Genomic DNA, 19170 nt, shown 5'->3' on the forward strand with positions numbered 1-19170 from the left:
GCCGAGCCGGTGGCGTGCGTCAGCTCAGGTGCTCGCGCAGGTGGACCGCGGTCAGCGAACGCTGGTCGGCCAGCAGGTCGTGCGGCGTGCCCGCGAACACGATGCGGCCGCCGTCGTGGCCCGCGCCGGGGCCCATGTCGATGATCCAGTCGGCGCGGGAGACGACGTCGAGGTTGTGCTCGATGACGATCACCGTGCTGCCGCCGTCGACGAGGCGGTCGAGCAGGCCGATCAGGTTGTCGACGTCGTTCATGTGCAGGCCGGTGGTGGGTTCGTCGAGCACGTAGACGCGCGAGGTGTTGCCCAGTTCGGTGGCGAGCTTGAGGCGCTGGCGCTCGCCGCCGGACAGGGTGTCCAGGGACTGGCCCAGGGTCAGGTAGCCGAGGCCGACGTCGACCAGGGCGGTCATCGTCGGCTTGATCGCCTTCTCGGTGAAGAACGACGCCGCCTCGGTGATCTGCATGCGCAGGATGTCGCTGATGTTCTGCCCGCGCAGGGTGTGCTCCAGGACCTCGGGCAGGAAGCGGCGGCCGTCGCAGGCCTCGCAGGTGCTCACCACCGGGTCCATGAAGGCCAGGTCGGTGTACAGCAGGCCGATGCCCTGGCACTGCGGGCAGGCGCCCTTGGAGTTGGCGCTGAACAGGGCCGCGTTGACGCCGTTGGCCTTGGCGAACGCCTTGCGGATCGGGTCGAGCACTCCGGTGTAGGTGGCCGGGGTGGAACGCTTGGAGCCGCGGATCGGCCGCTGGTCTATGAAGATCGCGTCGGGGTGGTGCCGGGGCAGGCAGCCCTGGACGAGCGAGCTCTTGCCGGAACCGGCCACACCGGTGACCACGGTCAGCACGCCCTGCGGGATGGCCGCGGTGACGCCCTTGAGGTTGTGCAGCGCCGCGTCCTTGATGACCAGCTCGCCGGTGGCGGTGCGCACCTTCGGCTTCAGCGCCTGCCGGCGGCTGAGGTGTTCGCCGGTGAGCGTGCCGGAGGCGGCCAGCCCGGCCAGGTCGCCGGAGTAGACGACCTGCCCGCCGTCGCGCCCGGCGCGCGGGCCCATGTCCACCACGTGGTCGGCGATGGCGATGACCGAGGGCCGGTGCTCGACGACGAGCACGGTGTTGCCCTTGTCGCGCAGGCGTACCAGCAGCTCGTTGAGCCGGTGCACGTCGTGCGGGTGCAGCCCGACGCTCGGCTCGTCGAAGACGTACGTCATGTCTGTCAGGCTGGAGCCGAGGTGGCGGACCATCTTCACCCGCTGCGACTCGCCGCCGGACAGGGTGGCGCTGGGCCGGTTGAGGCTGAGGTAGCCGAGCCCGATGTGGGTGAGGTTGTCGAGCCGGGCCGCCAGCGAGTTCAGCATCGGGGCCAGGGTGGGCGCGTCGACGCCGCGGATGAACGCGGCGAGGTCGGCGACCTCCATCGCGGCGCACTCGGCGATGTTGCGGCCGTCGATGCGGCAGGCCAGCGCGGCGGCGTTGAGCCGGGCTCCGCCGCAGGCCGGGCAGGCCGAGCGGGTGGCGACGCGCTCGATCGCGGCCCGGATGTGGGGGGCCGTGGTCTCGGTCTGCTTGCTCAGGTAGAGCCGCTTGAACTTGGGCACCAGGCCCTCGTAGGTGGAGTTCATGCTGCCCGCCGGGGTGGCCAGCTTGACCTTCGCCTCGGGCAGGTACATGAGCCGGTGCCACTCGTCGGCGGTGTAGTCGCGCAGCTTCTTGTCGTTGTCGAAGAAGCCGGACTGGGTGATGATCGCCCAGAACCAGCTGTCCACGTTGAAGCCGGACAGCCGGATCGCACCCTCGTTGAGCGACTTGTCCCGGTCGACGATGGCGTCCTCGTCGATCGACGCGACGTCGCCGAGGCCCTCGCAGTCCGGGCACATGCCGTTGGGGTCGTTGAACGACAGCACGCCCGGGTTGGCCACCGCGGGCGAGCCGAGCCGGGCGAAGATCAGCCGGAGCATCGAGTACGCGTCGGTGACCGTGCCGACCGTGGACCGGGAGTTCCCGCCCAGGCGCTTCTGATCAACGATGATCGCGGCGGACAGGTTCTCCAGCGAGTCCACGTCCGGCTGGCCGTAGCCGGGCAGCAGCGACTGCAGGAACGCCGTGTAGGTCTCGTTGACCAGGCGCTGCGACTCGGCGGCGATGGTGTCGAACACCAGCGAGGACTTGCCCGAACCGGACACGCCCGTGAAGAGTGTGATCTTACGCTTCGGGATGTCGAGACTGATGTCCTTGAGGTTGTTCTCGCGGGCTCCGCGTACCTGGATGAAGCCGTAGTCAGCAGTGGTCACGGGCAGACCTCCGGGAAATCGGGGGTGAGAGCGGCTCGCAAGCGTAGCCTGTACCGTACGACGTACGCCAACTGATAAGACGAGGTGGAGTGTTCCCGTGAGCGGCAAAAGTGACCCAGGTCGCAGTCTCGCGCTGCTGTGGGGCTCGCACACCCGGCCCGGCCGGTCCGGCCTGACGGTCCGCGCGATCGTCGACGCCGCGATCGAGCTGGCCGACGCCGAGGGCCTGGAAGCGGCCACCATGCGCCGGGTCGCCGACAAGATCGGGTCCGGGACCATGTCGCTCTACACCCACGTGCCCGGCAAGGCCGAACTCAACGACCTCATGGTCGACACGGTCCTCGGCGAGCTGTACGCCGGCGTCGACGACCCGTCCGGGCATGGCGGATGGCGCGAGGGCCTGCGCTACGTCGCCGAGCGCAACTGGGACGTCAGCCTGCGCCACCTGTGGCTGCTCGACGCCACGGGCGGCCGCCCGACCCTGGGCCCGAACGCCGTCCTGAAGTACGAGGCCGAGCTGCGGGTGCTCGACGGCATCGGCCTGACCGACCTGCAGATGGACTCCGTGCTCACCCTCGTGCTGACCCACGTCGAAGGCGTCGCCCGCAGTCACGCCGGACTGGTCCGCGCGCAGCGCGAATCAGGCCTGGACGAGCAGGAGTGGTGGCGCGCCACGGCCCCGGTCCTGGAGCGCGTCATGGCCGGCCACGACTTCCCGGTCGCGGGTCGCGTCGGCGAGGCCAGCAGCCAGGTCTACCAGGCCTCCGCCGACCCCGCCCATGCCTTCGCCTTCGGCCTCGACGTCATCCTCGACGGCGTCCAACGCCTCATGAAGTAGGCAAGGTCAACATCAAGTAAGCAAGGTCAACCTTCCTGCGCGGTAAGGAAGGGCACCTTCTACAACACATAGCGATGTGAAGGTGCCCTTCCTTACCGAGCAAGGCCGGGAGCAGGCACGGGCCGTGGTCAGCGGCGGTCGCGGGCGCCGGCCACGGCGACCTGGCCGAGGCTGATGCCGCCGTCGTTGGGCGGGACCTGGCGGTGGGTCAGCACCCGGAAGCCGGACAGGGTCAGGCCGTCCAGGGTCCGGCCGAGCAGCAGCGTGTTCTGGAAGACGCCGCCGGACAGCGCCACGGTGTGCAGGCCGTGGCGTTCGCGTACCAGCAGACAGGCGTTCACGATCAGGTCGGCGACGCCGGCGTGGAACCGGGCGGCGATCTCCGCCACCGGCACCCCGTCCAGCCGGTCCGCCAGCACCGCGCGGACCAGGTCGGCGCCGCTCAGCGACAGCACCGCGTCCTCGGTGATCTCCGCCGGGTAACCGGCGACCTCGCCGCGCCGTGCCACCTGCTCCAGCTCCACGGCGGCCTGGCCCTCGTAGGTGACCTCGTCGCGCAGGTCCAGCAGGGCCGCGACCGCGTCGAACAGCCGCCCCGCGCTGGAGGTCAGCGGCGCGTTCACCCCCGCCCGCGCCGCGTCGCGCAGCGGCGACCAGGCGGCCGCATGCCGCGCCGCCAGCGGCAGGTCGGGCAGCTCGCCGCCGAGCGTGTCCAGGTAGGACAGCGCCATGCGCCAGGGCTCGCGCACCGCCGCCGCACCGCCGGGCATCGGCACCGCGGCCAGATGACCCGCCCGGGTGTACGCCGCCAGATCCGCCACCAGGATCTCGCCGCCCCACAGCGTGCCGTCGTCGCCGTAGCCCAGCCCGTCGAACGCGACCCCGATCAGCGCCTCCTGCTCCGCGTGCTCGGCCAGGCAGGACGCGATGTGCGCGTGGTGGTGCTGCACCCCGACCAGCTCCACCCCGTCCCGCTCCTGCGCGTACGCCGTCGACGGGTAGTCCGGGTGCAGGTCGTGCGCGAGCAGTTCGGGCGTGATCCCCAGCAACCGCTCCAGGTGCCCGACGCCCTCGGTGTACGAGCGGAACGTCGCCGCGTTCGACAGCTCGCCGATGTGGTGCGACAGCGTCGCGAACTCGCCACGGGCCAGGCAGAAGGTGTTCTTCAGGGCGGCCCCGCAGCCCAGCACGGGCCGGCGCAGCTTCCACGGCAGCCGCACCGGCCGCGGCACGTAGCCGCGCGAGCGGCGCAGCAGCATCGGCGACCCGCGTACCACCCGCGCCACCGAGTCGTCGGTGCGCAGGTGGATCGGCCTGTCATGGGTCAGCGCGACGTCGGCGATGCCGGTCAGCCGGGTCATCGCGTCGTCGTCGCGGAAGGCGATCGGCTCGTCGGAGGAGTTGCCGCTGGTCATCACGAGCGGCCGGACGATCGTGGCGAGCAGCAGGTGGTGCAGCGGCGTGTACGGCAGCATCACTCCCAGCTCGCGGCAGCCCGGCGCGACGGCCTCGGCGATGCGGTGCGCCGGATGGCGGGTGCGGCGGGGCAGCAGCACGATCGGCCGGGCCGGGTGGCGTAGCAGCCGTGCCGCGGCGGGCTCCACCTCGGCGATCCCGGCCGCCTCCGCGAGGTCGGCCACCATCAGCGCGAACGGCTTGTCCTCGCGGTGCTTGGCGGCGCGCAGCCGGGCGGCGGCCTCGGGGTGCGTCGCGTCGACGGCCAGGTGGTAACCGCCCAGGCCCTTGATCGCGACGACGGCCCCGGCGCGCAGGAGCCGCGCGGTCGCGGCGACCGGGTCGGCCCCGGCGGTGAGCACCGAGCTGCCGTCCATGCTCAGCAGGCTGAGCCGGGGCCCGCAGGCCGGGCAGCACACGGGCTGGGCGTGGAAGCGGCGGTCGGCGGGGTCGCCGTACTCCTTCGCGCAGTCGTCGCACATGGCGAACCCGGCCATGGTCGTGTTCGGCCGGTCGTAGGGCACGTCGCGCACGATGGTGAACCGGGGACCGCAGTGGGTGCAGTTCGTGAACGCGTACCCCTGCCGGCGGCCGCCCCCGCCGGTGGTCTCGTCCAGGCAGGCCTCGCAGGTCGCGGCGTCCGGGGTGACCTGCGCGGCGGGTGGGCCGGACGCGTCGCTGGCCACGATGGTGAAGCCGGGCGTGCCGGTCACCGGCAGCGGCGCGGCGGTCATCGAGTCGATCACGGACAGCGGCGGGCGTTCCAGGTCCAGCGCGCACAGGAACGCGTCCAGCGCCGACCGCGGCCCCTCGGCCTCGATGAACACGCCCTCGGTGTCGTTGCCGACGTGCCCGCGCAGGTGCAGCCGCTGCGCGAGGGTGTACACGAACGGCCGGAACCCCACACCCTGGACGACTCCGGCGACCCGCACCGCCAGCCGCTCATGGGAGGCTTCGTCGGAAATCACCCCGTATGCCATGACATGATTCTGCGGCCCGGCGCCCCGAAAACCGGCGGACCCGCCCGGCGGCGGCTTAATAGGGGCGACGCATACCGTGCTGGGCGAGCACCCGCTCGTAGTAGGCCAGCAGCGCGTTCAGCTCTCTGACGACGTCGTCCAGCTCGTCCAGGGCGTCGGCGTCGCCGGGAGTCTCCCGCAGCGTCCCCGCCGCGCCCGCCAGCTGCGTACGCAGCACCGACAGCGAGTCGCCCTGGAGGTTCACGCCGGGGAAGGCCCGGCCCGGCAGGTGCACCACGGCGGCGTTGCCCGCCTGGCTGAGCAGGGTCACCTCGGTGGGGCGCTCGGGATCCGCGGAGGGCTGCATCAGGTCATGATCGGTCCCCGGCGACCGGGCCCGCAACGGAGCATGCCGCCGGCCGGACCGGATGCGAGGATGGGCGCATGTCAGCTCCCATCGTGGTGGCCGTCAGCCGGGACGCCGAACACCGGTTCAGCAAGCCGAACGCCGACGAGATCGAGCTGGTCGCGGGGCTCGGCGTGGCCGGGGACGCGCACGCGGGCGTGACCGTGCGGCACCTGTCGCGGATCGCCGCCGACCCGACCCAGCCCAACCTGCGCCAGGTCCACCTGATCCACGCCGAGCTGCACGACGAGGTACGCGAGCAGGGCTTCGAGGTCGCGCCGGGCCAGCTCGGCGAGAACATCACCACCCGTGGCCTCGATCTGCTGTCGCTGCCCTGGGGCACGGTGCTGCGCATCGGCCCGCAGGCCGTCGTCGAGGTGACCGGCCTGCGCAATCCCTGCGCCCAGATCGACCGCTTCGAGCACGGGCTGCTCAAACAGGTCGTCCACCGCGACGACGAGGGCAACCTGGTGCGCAAGGCGGGCATCATGAGCATCGTGCTGGCCGGCGGCCCGGTGCGCCCCGGCGACACGGTCACCGTCGAACTGCCCGCCGAGCCGCATCTGCCGCTCGACCGGGTCTGATCAAAGACCGGCCACGCGCCGCTAGGTCCTCGGTGTCGTGGCGTTCCGGGTGGGCAGGAAGCCGGGCTCAGCCGAGGCGCTCGACGGACACCGGGATCAGGCCGTGGGCGCGGGCCAGCTGCCGCAGGTCGCGCAGCAGCGCGGGCACCCCTGCGGCGGGTCCGTCGCGCAGGCACGCGGTCAGGTCGACGGCCCAGCCGAGGCCCGGCCCGATCCGGCGCAGCTCCCAGCTCAGCTCGTGCCCGTCCACCGCGCGGCGGGCCCGCCCGACGAGGCGGCCCGACGGGTCGGCGGCGGGTTCGACCGGTTCCAGCCGCCACCACAGCCGCAGGCACTGCAGCCCGGCACGGTCCAGATCGCCCGCGAACAGGATCCGGTAGACGTGCCGGTCCCGGAAGCCGGGCGGCGCCTGGGCCGGGCCGAGGCGCAGCAGCGGGGCCGAGGGCAGCGGCAGGAAGTCGCCGAACCGCGCCCGCAGCAACGCTTCGTCCGGCAGGTCGCCACCGCCGAGTTCGCGCAGCGCGGTCTCGGCGGTGCCCGCGTCGACCGCGCGTACCCGCCCGCGCAGCCGCTCGTCGGCGCGCAGGTCGCGGCTGAGCGCCGGGGTGCACTGCCACGAGCCGCCGGTCGCCGTCCAGGTCACGTTGTCGATGCCGATGGCGGTGCCGTCGTCGCGCAGCACCAGGTCCTCGACGACGACCGCCGCCGGGCGGGCGGACTCGTCGGCGGCGAGCAGGTAGTAGTCCAGCTGCCTGGGCGGCGGGAGGGGCATGTGCAGATGATGCACCCTGCCGGCCGGATCCGGGTATCGCGACCCGCCCCGCCCGGTCAGTGCCGGGCGACGCGCTCCAGCCGTACCTCGGCCAGCGCCCGGGCGTCGTAGGTGTTCTCGCGGTTCTCGGCGAAGTCGGCCAGCCGGTCCAGGGCCTCCTTGTTGCGGCCGTGCAGCAGCAGGTCGTTCAGCTTGTTGCGGATCGCGAGCAGCGGGCCGCGGGTGAAGTCCTCGACAAGCGTGACCAGGGTCGAGTGGGCGTCCAGGCGGACCAGGCGGAAGTCCGCGACCGCCTCGCCGAGCGGCCACATCCGGGCCCGCATCACCAGCCGGTACGGCGCTTCGCAGCGCACCACGTGGGTGACGTCGGCGGTCGACAGCGGCCAGGGGCCGACCTTGTGGTGCAGCCTGCTGCCGACAGCGGGCCAGGAGGAGTCGACGTCCCTGATGTGCGCGGTGCCGACGACCCAGTCCGCGTACGTCCAGCCGTCGGCGAGGACGGCGAAGACGCGCTCGGGCGAGGCCGCGATCACGCGCTCGGTTCGTGCCATGTCGAGCTCGTACCCCGCCCCGGTACGAATTATGCATATAACCCATATGCCCCCGGCGTCCCGTCCATGATCCACCGTCGTGCCCGGCAATCGTGGGCATCTTGACCGCTCATTCGCCCAGGTGCCGGGCAGGTCGGGTGATCATGGGCGGGTGGGGGTGGGTTAGGCGGGCGGCGGAGCGGGTAGGCGGTCGTCGTCAGCACCAGTCCAACGAGGAGGAGGAAGACATGACTGCCATGAACCCGATCCCCTGGGACCCGTGGAGCTACAGCGCGGACCTCGACTACAAGACGACCGACGACGGCGGGGACCGCTCGATCGTCGGCTTCCACGTCGAGGCCGTCGACGGTGGTATCGGCAAGATCGATGAAGCGACCGGGGCCGTCGGCTCCAGCTACATCGTGGTCGACACCGGTCCGTGGATCTTCGGCAGCAAGCGGATGCTTCCCGCGGGAGTCGTGAACAACATCGACTGGACCGAGGAGAAGGTGTTCGTCAACCGCTCGAAGGCAGAGATCAAGGACGCTCCGGAGTACGACCCGGACCTCCGCGACGAAACGCTGTACCGCGATCAGGTCGGCACGTACTACGCCGACCGCGAGCGCCGGTGACGATGTGAGAGGACGGGCCCCGGCGTACGCGCCGGGGCCCGTCCTCGTCTGCGCCCGGTTCAGCCGTGCCACCGCGCGGGCAGCGGAGCCTCGCACAGGCAGCACGTGTAGTCGCCGTCCTTGACCAGGTTCAGTTCCGTGCAGGCCGGGCAGCGGCGGAAATCGAACGCGGCGGTGAAGCCGCCCGGGTGGGCGATCCCGGCGTGGTCGAGCGCCGCCGCCACCGCCGGCCACGACGCCGGTTCGGGGGCGTACCCCGTGGACTGGTTGCTGACCTCGGCGACGGCCCAGCCCGTGGCCGTGCCCCGCAACGACAGTTCGCCCGCGCCCAGCACGTCGCGGCCGCCCGCGCAGGCGACGTGCTCGCTGCGCCGGTCCGCCGCCAGCAACCGGCCGGCCGCGTTGACGACATAGGTAAACGGCTCACCGCCCACCTGCGCCACCCAGGCCCGCACGGCCTGCGCGGAGTCGAGCAGCCGACCGGACTGTCCAGGGGCGACGGTCGCGAGCAGTTCGGGCGGGCCGATGTAGCGGTACAGCCGAGCGGCAGCCTGGTCCATCCCCGCAGTGTGCGCTCCGCCGTCGGGCGCGGCCACGGCCGCTGGGCAGGTGTTGGTTTGCCGTCCCCGGGGTGCGGGCATCGCCGTGTCAACGACAGGGAAAGGAAAACACCGTGGAAATCACCGGTATCTTCACCGCCATCATCATCGGTCTGGTCATCGGTGTGCTCGGTCGGCTGGTCCTGCCGGGCCGCCAGTCCGTCGCGCTGTGGCTGACCATCGTCATCGGTGTCGTCGCGGCCCTGCTGGGCACGTTCGTGGCGGGCGCCTTCGACGTGGCGAACACGGGCGGCGTCGACTGGCTGGAGCTCCTCTTCCAGATCGGATTCGCGGCGCTGGGCGTCGCGCTGGTCGCGCCGATCGCCTCGCGGTCGCGCGTCGACTGACACCACAGCCACGATGCGGGTCGGGCACGACGCCCGGCCCGCATCACGCTGTCCGGACCCGGTCCGGCTCGCCGCGCGGGGTGTGCGCCCGGACGAAGTCGCCGACGAGCCGGTGCCAGTACCGGGCGCGGCGCAGCATGCCGTGGCCGTCGCCGGTGACGTCGAGGAAGGTGACGTCCGCCCCGGCCTTCTCGGCCGCGACGGCGTACCGGCGGGAGGCGGCCGGGTCGGTGATCCGGTCGGCGTCGCCGTGGGCGATCAGGACGGTGCGCCCGGCGAGCTGTGCGACCGGGTCGCCGGGCTCGATCCACGGGCCGAGTGCGCAGACGGCGGTGACCTGCGGATCGCCCGCACCCCACAGGGCCGCGCGAGCGCCCATCGAGTGTCCGACGAGGACGACCGGCAGGCCCGGGTGGCGGCTGCGGGCCTGGTCCAGGGCCCATTCCAGGTCGCGCACCGGGTCGGCGGCCGCGCCGTTCCAGCCCCGGAAGCGGTAGCGCAGCCGCCACACCGTGACGTCGCCGGGCATGGCCCGCTGGAACGGCAGCATGCGCAGGTAGGCGGCTCGGCCGCGGTGCGCTCGTCCATGCCCGCCGGCCGCCCCGCCGTGCAGCAGGATCACCAGCGCCTGCGGGCGGTCGGCCGCCTCACGGATCTCCAGCGCGGGTACGCGCATGTCTGCTCCCTCGGTGATCGGGGCCGGTGCTCGCCGCCGGCCCCTGCCATCTGTACCGCGCGCAGGGCCGGACATCCAGCCGGTGTTCCCGTCCGCTTGCCGTGGAGATGGTGACCTGTCATCATTGTGTCACTGGCACATAGTGAATGTGCATCACGATCACTGGAGGCTCCGTGGCCGAGCAGCGGTATCTGGCGGCGCTCGACCGCGTGCTCGAACTGGTGGTTCTGCTCAACAAGGACATGACCGAGAGCCTGGCCAAAGAGGGGCTCACCCCGTCCCGGACCACCCTGCTCTGGCTGCTGCGCAGCAGCGGGCCGAGCACCCAGCGGGCGCTGGCCGACGGGCTCGGGGTGAGCGCGCGCACCGTCACCGGCCTGGTGGACGGGCTGGAGGCGACCGGCTTCGTGACCCGGCAGCCGCACCCCACCGACCGCCGGGCGCTGCTCGTCTCGTTCACCGAGCATGGCGCGGCGGTCGTCGCCGACATGGAGAGACAGCAGGCCGGGTTCGCCGACCTGCTGTTCGGCGGGATGTCCGAGGACCGGTTCGAGTGCCTGAGCGCCGGCCTCGACGAGATCGTGGACCGGCTGCGCGCAGTCGGCCTGACCACCACCCCTGGCGAGGAGACCTCATGACGACCCCCGCTTCCCTGTCCCGATGGCAGCAGGCGTGGCGGCTGACCCGCCGGCTGTTCGCGTACGAGCTGGGCATGTGGCGCAGCCTGTACCGCTGGGTGCTGCGCCGCCCGCTGGTGACCGAGGACGGCGGTGCCGCGTTCGGCTACGCCAAGGCGATGACGCCGGTGATCTGGGTGTTCATCGTGATCTCGGCGATCGAGATCCCGGCCGTGGACCTGCTGCTGCCGTGGGAGAGCGCGCGTCTGGCGCTGGCGCTCGTGGGCGTGTACGGCCTGGCCTGGATGATCGGCCTGCTGGCCATGGTGAAGGTGCACCCGCACCTGGTCGTGCCGTCCGGCCTGCGGCTGCGGCACGCGGCGACGATCACGCTGCCGATCCCGTGGGAGAACGTGGTCTCGGTGAGCGCCCGCAACCGCTCCCTGCAGGCGAGCCGCACCTTCCAGTACGAGCAGACCGCCGACGGCACCGTGATGAGCATCGTCATCCTGAGCCAGACCAACGTGGACGTCGTCCTGCGCGAGCCGACCGTGTTCCACCTCCCGAAGGGCCCGACCGAGCCGGTCACCCACGTGCGGGTCTGGGCCGACGACCCGAAGGCCCTGGTCGCGGCGGCCCGCGAGCACCTGGCCCGCTCCGGCGCGAACGCGGGCTGAACCCTGTTCCAGTCCATGATCACGGTGCCAGTGATCATGGACTGGACTGCGTTTCGGCAGTTCAAGACAGCGAATCGGAGATCGGGCGACCCGATGGGGCCAAGAGATCCATTGCTTACGGACCTCCTGGCGGCCCGGAGTCACCCACGTTGTCGCAGGCCGAAGCGTGACGGGGAGTCCTCCCTCGGCGTCGGAACCGGTACCGCGGCTGGGACATGCTGTTCCGTTTGCGGATACATCTTTTTTGATGTGCCCACATCAAAAAAGATGTATCCGCTCGCACCGACACCTCGTTCTCCGCCACCCGCGGTACGCTGCCCGCCGTGACCGGCCACCGCGACGACTTCTCCCTCGGCATCCGCGACGACGAGGCTCCCACCACGGCCGCCCTGCGCCGGGTTCTGAGCGAAGCCGCTGAGGTCGTCATCGTCGCGACGTCCCCGCAGAAAGCGCACGAACCGGATGCCGCCCGCATCTCGCTCTCCGGTGCCGAGATCGGTGAGCTGGCCGAGCTGCTGACCATCGTGGACGGCGGCACCGGCGACCGCTGCCGGTGCCTCGGCTCGCCGACGATCCTCGTGCGCGACGCGGCCGGCCAGGACATCGCCCAGTGGACCCTGCACCACCAGACCGGCCTGCGGGGCGTCGGTGACTGCGACGCCGATCTGCGAGACGGCCCCGCGCTCACCGACTGGCTCGCCGAGCACGGCCTGACCCGCCCCCGCGAGATCGAGCAGATGCTGGCGGAATACGAGGCGCAGGAGGAGTACCGCCGGGTCGCGTGGGTGCGAGCCGCGCCACCGGGGCTCACCGAGGCCGCCGAGGCCACGTCCCAGCGCGAGGACGACGCGGAGGAGCGGCTCGCCGAACTCACCGCCGTGCGCTTTCCGGATGCCGCGCAGCGGATCGCGGCGCTACTGGCCTGGGCGGGCTTCACCCCGCATGCCCCGCCGGTGCCCGGGGGCGGCACGCCCTGGTACGAACTCGCGCCGCGGCGGATGCTGCTGCAGGAGTCCGTTGAGTCGATCTTCGAGGTGCTGGCCGCGCCCACGCCGGAGCGGCTCGACGGGGCCGCCGATCTGTTCACCGCACTGGAGTGGAAAGGCCGGCCCGACCCGCCGGAGCCACTGCGGTCGGTGCTGATCGCGCACGTCACGGCGACGGGGACCGAGCCGATGAAGTCCCGGATGGGGTGGGGCTACGGCCGGGCGGGCTGACGGCCCGATCAGGTCCAGCGGCGCACGTACTCGCCGTCGGGGTCGAAGCGTTCGGCCTGCCGGTCCGGGCTGAAGCGCCGGTACGGCTTGGTGTCGGTGCCGGTCCCGGCGACCCACTGCCAGTTGCCGTAGTTGTTGGCCACGTCGGCGTCGATCAGCATCCGGTCGTACCAGGCCGCGCCGTCGCGCCAGTCCAGCTCGAGGGTCTTGGTCAGGTAGGAGGCGGTGACCAGCCGCGCCCGGTTGTGCATCCAGCCCTCGGCCGCCAGCTGCTTCATGCCCGCGTCCACGATGGGCACCCCGGTCTCGCCGGCCTGCCACGCCTGCAACGCCACCGGGTCGTCCTGCCACTGCTCCTGCGCGCCCGGCCGGAAGGCCTGCGTGCGCAGCTTCGGGAACGCGGCCAGCAGCTGGTGGTAGAAGTCGCGCCAGCACAGCTGCCGGACGTACGCCTCGGGCATGCCGTCGGCGGTGGCCAGGGCGAGCGGGGACAGGCAGCCGAAGTGCAGGTACGGGCTCAGCCGCGAGGTGGCGTCGCCGGGCAGGTCGTCGTGCCGGTCGGCGTACGCGGCGGCTTTGGTCTTCCAGTCCTTGACGCGGCGCAGTGCCTCGCTCTCGCCGCCGGTCATCGGGTGCGGCGACTCGCTCTTCGCGTCACCGAGCACGGCGCGCGGGTCGTCGCCGGTGACACCGTCGGGCAGGTGGATCTTGCGTGGGGTGGCGACCGTGTCGCGCCAGCGCGACGACTGCCAGGCCCGCCAGTACGGGGTGAAGACCTTGTAGTGGTCGCCGCCCGTGGACGGGGTGACCTCGCCGGCGGGCACGATCGTGACGCCGGGGAACAGTTTGAGCGCCAGCCGCTCGCGCGAGCAGGCTCGTGCGAGCCGCTCCTGGCGGCGGGCCGCGTATTCGGACACGTCGGCGGTCAGCGCGATGCCCTCGGCGCCGACCTCCCGGGCGGTGCGCACCGCCTCGGCGACCGGGTCGCCGGAGCGCACCAGCAGGTCGCCGCCCCGGCGGCGCAGGCCGTCGCGGAGGTCCTGCAGGCTCTCCAGCAGGAAGCGGCGGCGGTTGTCCGGGACGGTCAGCGCCGGGTCGGCGACGAACAGCGGGACCACACGTTCGGCGTTGGCGCAGGAGGCGGCCAGCGCGGGATGATCGTGCACGCGCAGATCGCGGGTCAGCAACAGTACGACGGTATTCATGATCATCCCCAGGCGTCGGCGGGAGATAACGATGCAGCAATCAACGCAACTGTACGCTGCGATAGGCTGCTGACGTGGCAGGCGAGGACGAAGGGCTGAGCGCGGGCGCCGTCGCCCGGCGGCTCGGCATCGCCGTCACCACGCTGCGCACCTGGCACCAGCGTTACGGGCTCGGCCCCAGCGGCCACGACCCCGGCCACCACCGCCGCTACGACGCCGACGCCCTGGCCCGCCTGGAGACCATGCGCCGGCTCACCGCCCAGGGTGTGCCCGCCGCCGAAGCCGCCCGCGTCGCCCGCTCCGCCGGCCGCGACGGAATCGCCCAGCTCGCCGAGGAGCGCCCGCACACCCGCGACGGCGGCGGCCACACCGTCGCCGTCGGCCGGGCCGGAGCGCAGGCCCGCGGCCTGGCCCGCGCCGCCATGCGGCTCGACGCGCTGACCGTGCGCCACCTCGTGCAGGAGTCCGTGGCCGAGCACGGCGTCGTCGACGCCTGGCAGGACCTGCTCGTGCCCGTGCTCGTCGGCATCGGCACCCGCCACGCCGCCACCCAGCGCCTCGTCGACGTGGAACACCTCGTCTCGCGCTGCGTCAGCGAGGTCTTCGGCGGGGTCCGCCGGCCCGCGCCCGGCTCGCCGGTGCCGGTGCTGCTGGCCTGCGCGGACGAGGAGCAGCACAGCCTGCCCCTGGAGGCCCTGGCCGCCGCGCTCGCCGAACGCGGCGTCGCCGCCCGGCTGCTCGGCGCCCGCGTCCCCCCGCGCGCCCTGCTCGACGCCGTACGCCGCACCGGCCCGGCCATCGTCGTCGTGTGGTCGCACCAGCCCGGCACCGCCGACCTCGCCACGCTGCGGGCCGTGCTGGAGCTGCCGCGCCGCCCCGCCGTGGTCGCGGCGGCCGGGCCCGGCTGGCCCGACGAGCTGCCCGACGGCGTGCTGCGGCCGCGCACGCTCGACGAGGCGCTCACGCTCGTCGCCACGGTCAGCACGCTGCCCTGACGTCCGGCTCGCCGCCTCGTGCGCGGGCACCACCGGCGGTGGTCGCTTTCGTCGACCGCGACCATCGGCGGCGACTCACGCGGCCATACGCTCAGGGCATGACGAGCCGGCGGGAGAGTGGGGCGACGTGACGCAGCAGATCACCGTGGACGCGGTGGTGCAGGCCGAGGAGCTGGCGCGGGCCGCCGCCGACCGGCTAGGCGTACGCATGCGCGAGCTGTCCACCGTGCCCGAGCAGAACCGCGCGGCGGACCTGCTGTGCCGGGTCTGGCGGGCCGACTCGCCCGACCAGCTCATCAACGCCGGCATGCTGCGCGCGCTGGAGCACTCGGGCAACTACGTCGTCGGGGCCTACCGCGGCGACGACCTCATCGGCGCGGCCGTGGGCTTCTTCGGCACCGGACACCTGCACTCGCACATCGCCGGCGTGGACCCCGCCAAGCAGAGCGGCGGCGTGGGTTTCGCGCTCAAGCAGCACCAGCGGGCCTGGACCCTGGCCCGGGGCATCGGCGAGATCTGCTGGACCTTCGACCCCCTGGTGCGCCGCAACGCCTACGTCAACCTGCACAAACTCGGCGCGACGGCGGCCGAGTACCTGCCGGACTTCTACGGCGAGATGAACGACGGCATCAACACCGGCGAGGCGACCGACCGCCTCTACATTCGCTGGGAGCTGCTGTCCCCGGCCGCGTCGGCCGCCGCCCGCGGTGAGGTGCGCGAGGTCGACCTGGCCGCGCTGCGCGCCGCCGGGGCGGCCGAGCTGCTGAGCCGCACCTCGACCGACGCGCCGACCCTGCCGCCGACCCGCCCGCCCACGGGCGCCCCCGTGCTGCTGGTCGCGGTGCCGGCCGACATCGAACGGCTGCGGGCGCAGGACCGCGACGTGGCGAAGTTGTGGCGGACCGCGGTGCGCGAGGCGATCTGCGGGGCGCTGGAGACCGGCTACCGGATCACCGGGATGAGCCGTGAAGGTTGGTACGTGCTGGAGGAGAAGTCATGAAGGTGACCGGGTTCGAGCTGCGCCGGATCGCGATGCCGCTGGTCAGCCCGTTCCGCACCTCGTTCGGGGTGGAACACGACCGCGACGTGCTGCTGGTGCGCGCGGTCACCGAGGACGGGGCGCAGGGCTGGGGCGAGTGCGTGGCGATGGCCGAGCCGCTGTACTCCAGCGAGTACGTGGACGGAGCAGCCGAGGTGATCCGGCGTTTCCTGATCCCGGCGGTGCTGAGCCTGCCGGACGCGGACCCGTACCTGGCCGAGGTGCCGTTCGCGAAGATCAAGGGCCACCCGATGGCCAAGGCGGCGGTGCAGACGGCGCTGCTGGACGCGAAGCTGCGGATCGCGGGCACGCCGCTGGCGGCGCACCTGGGCGCGGTGCGCGACCGGGTGCCGGCGGGCGTCTCCGTCGGCATCATGGACTCGATCCCGGAGCTGCTCGAAGCCGTCGCGGGTTACCTGGCCGAGGGCTACCTGCGGATCAAGCTGAAGATCCAGCCCGGCTGGGACGTCGAGCCGGTGCGCGCGGTGCGCGAGCGCTTCGGCGACATCCTGCTCCAGGTCGACGCGAACACGGCGTACACCCTTGCCGACGCCCGCCACCTGGCCAAGCTGGACCCGTTCGAGCTGCTGCTGATGGAGCAGCCGCTGCCCGAGGACGACATCCGGGGCCACGCCGAGCTGGCCCGGCAGGTGCGCACCCCGATCTGCCTCGACGAGTCGATCACCAGCGCGCGGGCCGCCGCCGACGCGATCGCGCTCGGCGCGACGTCGGTCGTCAACATCAAGCCCGGCCGCGTCGGCGGCTACCTGGAGGCCCGCCGCGTGCACGACGTGTGCGCCGCCAACGGGGTGCCGGTCTGGGTGGGCGGCATGCTGGAGACCGGCATCGGCCGGGCCGCGAACGTGGCCCTGGCCGCGCTGCCCGGCTGCGTCCTGCCCGGCGACACCTCCGCCTCGGACCGCTACTTCCGCCGCGACATCACCGCCCCGTTCGTGCTGGCCGACGGGCACCTGGCCGTGCCGACCGGACCGGGCGTGGGCGTCGACCCGGACCCCGAAGCGCTCGCCGAGGTCACCACCGCCACGGAATGGATCGCCCGCTGACCCCTTCGCCCCGTTTGGCCGGACCGGGACCGCCACCTCGGGGACAATGACGGCGTGGCTGCGCGTACCCGGCTCCGTATCGACTGGCTGCCGCTGGTCGTGGTGCTGCTGTGCCTGCTGTCGGCGGGCGGGTACGTGATAGCCGTCGTCCAGCAGGGCGGCACGCCGGTGCTCTGGTTCGTGGGCGGCCTGCTCGTCGCGGCGGCGCTGACGCTGGGCGGCGCGCTCGGCTCGCGGCGCAGGCGGGCCCCCGCACTGCTGGTGTCCGGGGTGCTGCTGTGCGCGCTCGGGGCGCTGGCGCTGTTCAGCGTCGGCCTGCCTGTCATCGCGGCGGGCCTGATCGCCTTCGCCGCCGCGGGCCGCGCCCGGATCACCACCTGACCGGTGACCCGCACGACCCCCACCCCTTCCCCCTGGAGGCTTGAACATGCATGACCTGCTGCTGCGCGGTGGCACGGTGTACGACGGTCTGGGCGGTCCCGGCGTCGTCGCCGACGTCGCGATCACCGGCGACCGGGTGAGCGCCGTCGGGGCGGATCTCGGCGCGGCCCGGCGGGAGATCGACGTGACCGGCCTGGCCGTCGCGCCGGGCTTCATCGACGCGCACAGCCACTCCGACCCGGTGCCGCTGATGCCGCAGCCGCAGCCGTTCAAGCTGCACCAGGGCGTCACCACGGAGATCGTCGGCAACTGCGGCTTCTCCTTCGCACCGCTGGACGCCGCCGCGATCGAGGCCACCGGGCCGCTGTTCGCCGAACTGGCCGGGGGCGTGCCGGTGGTGCCACGTAACTTCGCCGGCTACCTCGACGACATCGCCGCCGCCGGTCCGACCAACCACATCGCGGCGATGGTCGGGCACAACACCCTGCGGGCGTACGCCAACGGCATGGACGAGCGGTTGCGCCCGGGCGCGCTGGAGCAGATGTGCCGCCTGGCCGACGAGGCGTTCGCGGCCGGCGCGGTCGGCCTGTCCAGCGGCCTGATCTACCCACCCGGCAGCTACGGCGACACCGCCGAGCTGATCGCCCTGGCCCGGGTCGCGCACCGCTGGAACCGCCCCTACACCACCCATATGCGCAATGAGGACGACCGGCTCGGCGAGGCCCTCGACGAGGCGATCGCCATCGCCACGCAGGCCCGGGTCCGGCTCCAGGTCTCGCACTGCAAGGTCGCCGGCAAGGCCAACCACGGCGGCGGCAAGGCGCTGCTGGCCAAGCTGCACGCCGCCCGCCTGGCCGGGGTGGACGTGCGTGGCGACCAGTACCCGTACCGCGCGGGCGGCACCTTCCTCAACGCCCTGCTGCCCGGCGCGGCGCTGGTCGGCGGCACCGAGGCGATGCGGGCCCGGCTCGCCGACCCGGCCGAGCGGGCGCGGCTGCGCGCCCTGGCCGAGGATCTGACGCAGGCCAACGGCTTCTGGGCCCGGGTCACCCCGGCCGACGTGTTCGTCACCACGCACACGACCCGGCCCGAGGTCACCGGCCGCACCCTGGCCGAGCTGGCGGGCACCGCGGACGCCTTCGACACGCTGTGCGAGGTGCTGCTGGGCGACCCAGGGGCGGGCATGGTGGTCACGATGATGGCCGAGGAAGACGTGGCGACCATCATGGCCGACCCGCTGATCGGCATCGGCTCCGACAACGGCCCGCCGGTCGGCCTGCAGCACCCGCGCACCTGGGGCTGCTTTCCCCGGGTGCTCGGCGAGTACGTGCGCGAGCGCGGCCTGCTCACCCTGCCCGAGGCGGTCCGCAAGATGACCTCGGCGATCGCCGACCAGTTCGGGCTCACCGGACGCGGCTTCGTCGACGCTGGCGCGGTCGCCGACCTGGTCGTGTTCGACCCGGCGACGATCGGCCACGACGGCACCTACGCCGTGCCCGACGTGCGCCCGACCGGCGTCGAGCATGTCGTGCTGGCCGGTCACGTCGTGGTCGAGTCCGGCCGGTTCACCGGCGAGCGGCGCGGCCTGGTGTTGCGCGGCTGACGGGCCGGCCCTTTCTGGTGGGAGCAGGGGCGGCCGCGTGTCAGGCGCGGCTGCCGGTTTGCCCGCGCCCGCGCGGCACATCTGCGTACAGCGGTTACATCTTTTTTGATGTGGCCACATCAAAAAAGATGTAACCGCTCGCCGAAGTGTGTGGTCCAGCGGAGGTCGCGCTGTCGATCAGGAACTTGGGGTAGGGACACGCCGTCGAGCCGTGCCATAAGTTCATGATCGACGTGGAAGGGGCCTGCTGTGCGTTGCCTGGGAAGGTTGAGAGGGGGCTGAAAAGT

General features: G+C 72.6%; 20 protein-coding genes. 12 read left to right on the plus strand and 8 right to left on the minus strand.

The window, feature by feature from the left end; translation table 11 throughout:
- Positions 1 to 19: 19 nt before the first annotated feature.
- Complete coding sequence (locus AB0B35_RS30690) at positions 20 to 2287, minus strand: excinuclease ABC subunit UvrA (RefSeq protein ID WP_361051886.1); 2268 nt, start codon at positions 2285 to 2287, stop codon at positions 20 to 22.
- A 97-nt stretch (positions 2288 to 2384) separates the two neighbouring features.
- Between AB0B35_RS30690 and AB0B35_RS30695 the strand changes: the two genes are divergently transcribed.
- Entirely contained in the window at positions 2385 to 3125 is a 741-nt protein-coding gene (locus AB0B35_RS30695) for a TetR/AcrR family transcriptional regulator (protein ID WP_361051889.1), read from the plus strand.
- 128 nt (positions 3126 to 3253) lie between these two features.
- Here AB0B35_RS30695 and hypF read toward each other — a convergent pair whose 3' ends face one another.
- Entirely contained in the window at positions 3254 to 5560 is a 2307-nt protein-coding gene (hypF, locus tag AB0B35_RS30700) for a carbamoyltransferase HypF (protein ID WP_361051892.1), read from the minus strand.
- A 55-nt stretch (positions 5561 to 5615) separates the two neighbouring features.
- Positions 5616 to 5906 (minus strand): hypothetical protein, encoded by a 291-nt coding sequence (locus AB0B35_RS30705; protein WP_361051895.1) that lies wholly within the window; start codon positions 5904 to 5906, stop codon positions 5616 to 5618.
- A 77-nt stretch (positions 5907 to 5983) separates the two neighbouring features.
- Between AB0B35_RS30705 and AB0B35_RS30710 the strand changes: the two genes are divergently transcribed.
- Positions 5984 to 6529 (plus strand): MOSC domain-containing protein, encoded by a 546-nt coding sequence (locus AB0B35_RS30710; RefSeq protein ID WP_361051898.1) that lies wholly within the window; start codon positions 5984 to 5986, stop codon positions 6527 to 6529.
- Between the two features lie 67 nt (positions 6530 to 6596).
- Here AB0B35_RS30710 and AB0B35_RS30715 read toward each other — a convergent pair whose 3' ends face one another.
- Entirely contained in the window at positions 6597 to 7301 is a 705-nt protein-coding gene (locus AB0B35_RS30715; RefSeq protein WP_361051901.1) for a hypothetical protein, read from the minus strand.
- A gap of 56 nt (positions 7302 to 7357) precedes the next feature.
- Positions 7358 to 7852 carry an SRPBCC family protein gene (locus AB0B35_RS30720; RefSeq protein WP_361051904.1) on the minus strand — a complete coding sequence of 165 codons (495 nt, stop codon included), beginning with the start codon at positions 7850 to 7852 and terminating at the stop codon, positions 7358 to 7360.
- 227 nt (positions 7853 to 8079) lie between these two features.
- Here AB0B35_RS30720 and AB0B35_RS30725 point away from each other — a divergent pair, with 227 nt between their 5' ends.
- Positions 8080 to 8463, plus strand: coding sequence for a PRC-barrel domain containing protein (locus AB0B35_RS30725; RefSeq protein WP_361051907.1), 384 nt, complete (start codon positions 8080 to 8082; stop codon positions 8461 to 8463).
- Between the two features lie 59 nt (positions 8464 to 8522).
- Here AB0B35_RS30725 and AB0B35_RS30730 read toward each other — a convergent pair whose 3' ends face one another.
- Positions 8523 to 9023, minus strand: a complete 501-nt coding sequence (locus tag AB0B35_RS30730) for a hypothetical protein (protein WP_361051910.1) — start codon at positions 9021 to 9023, stop codon at positions 8523 to 8525.
- Positions 9024 to 9136: 113 nt separating this feature from the next.
- On the opposite strand from AB0B35_RS30730, the gene AB0B35_RS30735 reads away from it, so the two are divergent.
- Positions 9137 to 9409 carry a GlsB/YeaQ/YmgE family stress response membrane protein gene (locus tag AB0B35_RS30735; protein ID WP_361051913.1) on the plus strand — a complete coding sequence of 91 codons (273 nt, stop codon included), beginning with the start codon at positions 9137 to 9139 and terminating at the stop codon, positions 9407 to 9409.
- 43 nt (positions 9410 to 9452) lie between these two features.
- Here the strand turns inward: AB0B35_RS30735 and AB0B35_RS30740 are convergent, their stop codons facing one another.
- Complete coding sequence (locus AB0B35_RS30740; RefSeq protein ID WP_361051916.1) at positions 9453 to 10085, minus strand: alpha/beta hydrolase; 633 nt, start codon at positions 10083 to 10085, stop codon at positions 9453 to 9455.
- A gap of 173 nt (positions 10086 to 10258) precedes the next feature.
- Here AB0B35_RS30740 and AB0B35_RS30745 point away from each other — a divergent pair, with 173 nt between their 5' ends.
- The 3 genes from AB0B35_RS30745 to AB0B35_RS30755 all read left to right on the plus strand — a co-directional run bounded on the left by AB0B35_RS30745 (position 10259) and on the right by AB0B35_RS30755 (position 12596).
- Entirely contained in the window at positions 10259 to 10723 is a 465-nt protein-coding gene (locus AB0B35_RS30745) for a MarR family transcriptional regulator (protein ID WP_361051918.1), read from the plus strand.
- Complete coding sequence (locus tag AB0B35_RS30750; protein ID WP_361051921.1) at positions 10720 to 11379, plus strand: hypothetical protein; 660 nt, start codon at positions 10720 to 10722, stop codon at positions 11377 to 11379. Before AB0B35_RS30745 ends, AB0B35_RS30750 begins: the two co-directional genes overlap by 4 nt.
- A gap of 323 nt (positions 11380 to 11702) precedes the next feature.
- Positions 11703 to 12596 (plus strand): hypothetical protein, encoded by an 894-nt coding sequence (locus AB0B35_RS30755; protein ID WP_361051924.1) that lies wholly within the window; start codon positions 11703 to 11705, stop codon positions 12594 to 12596.
- Between the two features lie 8 nt (positions 12597 to 12604).
- On the opposite strand, the gene AB0B35_RS30760 is transcribed toward AB0B35_RS30755, so the two are convergent.
- Positions 12605 to 13801 carry a deoxyribodipyrimidine photo-lyase gene (locus AB0B35_RS30760; RefSeq protein ID WP_361051927.1) on the minus strand — a complete coding sequence of 399 codons (1197 nt, stop codon included), beginning with the start codon at positions 13799 to 13801 and terminating at the stop codon, positions 12605 to 12607.
- 74 nt (positions 13802 to 13875) lie between these two features.
- Here AB0B35_RS30760 and AB0B35_RS30765 point away from each other — a divergent pair, with 74 nt between their 5' ends.
- The 5 genes from AB0B35_RS30765 (at position 13876) to AB0B35_RS30785 (ending at position 18883) form a co-directional block, all read left to right on the plus strand.
- The gene (locus tag AB0B35_RS30765; RefSeq protein ID WP_361051930.1) at positions 13876 to 14796 is read left to right on the plus strand and encodes a MerR family transcriptional regulator; all 921 of its coding nucleotides are present in this window, start codon (positions 13876 to 13878) and stop codon (positions 14794 to 14796) included.
- Positions 14797 to 14923: 127 nt separating this feature from the next.
- The gene (locus AB0B35_RS30770; RefSeq protein WP_361051933.1) at positions 14924 to 15796 is read left to right on the plus strand and encodes a GNAT family N-acetyltransferase; all 873 of its coding nucleotides are present in this window, start codon (positions 14924 to 14926) and stop codon (positions 15794 to 15796) included.
- A complete protein-coding gene (gene menC, locus AB0B35_RS30775; protein ID WP_361051936.1) occupies positions 15793 to 16899 on the plus strand; it encodes an o-succinylbenzoate synthase in 1107 nt (368 codons plus the stop codon). Before AB0B35_RS30770 ends, menC begins: the two co-directional genes overlap by 4 nt.
- Before the next feature lie 54 nt (positions 16900 to 16953).
- A complete protein-coding gene (locus AB0B35_RS30780) occupies positions 16954 to 17280 on the plus strand; it encodes a hypothetical protein (protein ID WP_361051939.1) in 327 nt (108 codons plus the stop codon).
- Positions 17281 to 17326: 46 nt separating this feature from the next.
- Positions 17327 to 18883, plus strand: a complete 1557-nt coding sequence (locus tag AB0B35_RS30785; protein WP_361051942.1) for a D-aminoacylase — start codon at positions 17327 to 17329, stop codon at positions 18881 to 18883.
- Positions 18884 to 19170 lie beyond the last annotated feature (287 nt).

It is taken from the genome of Catellatospora sp. NPDC049133 (assembly GCF_040648455.1).
Lineage (GTDB): Bacteria > Actinomycetota > Actinomycetes > Mycobacteriales > Micromonosporaceae > Catellatospora > Catellatospora aurea.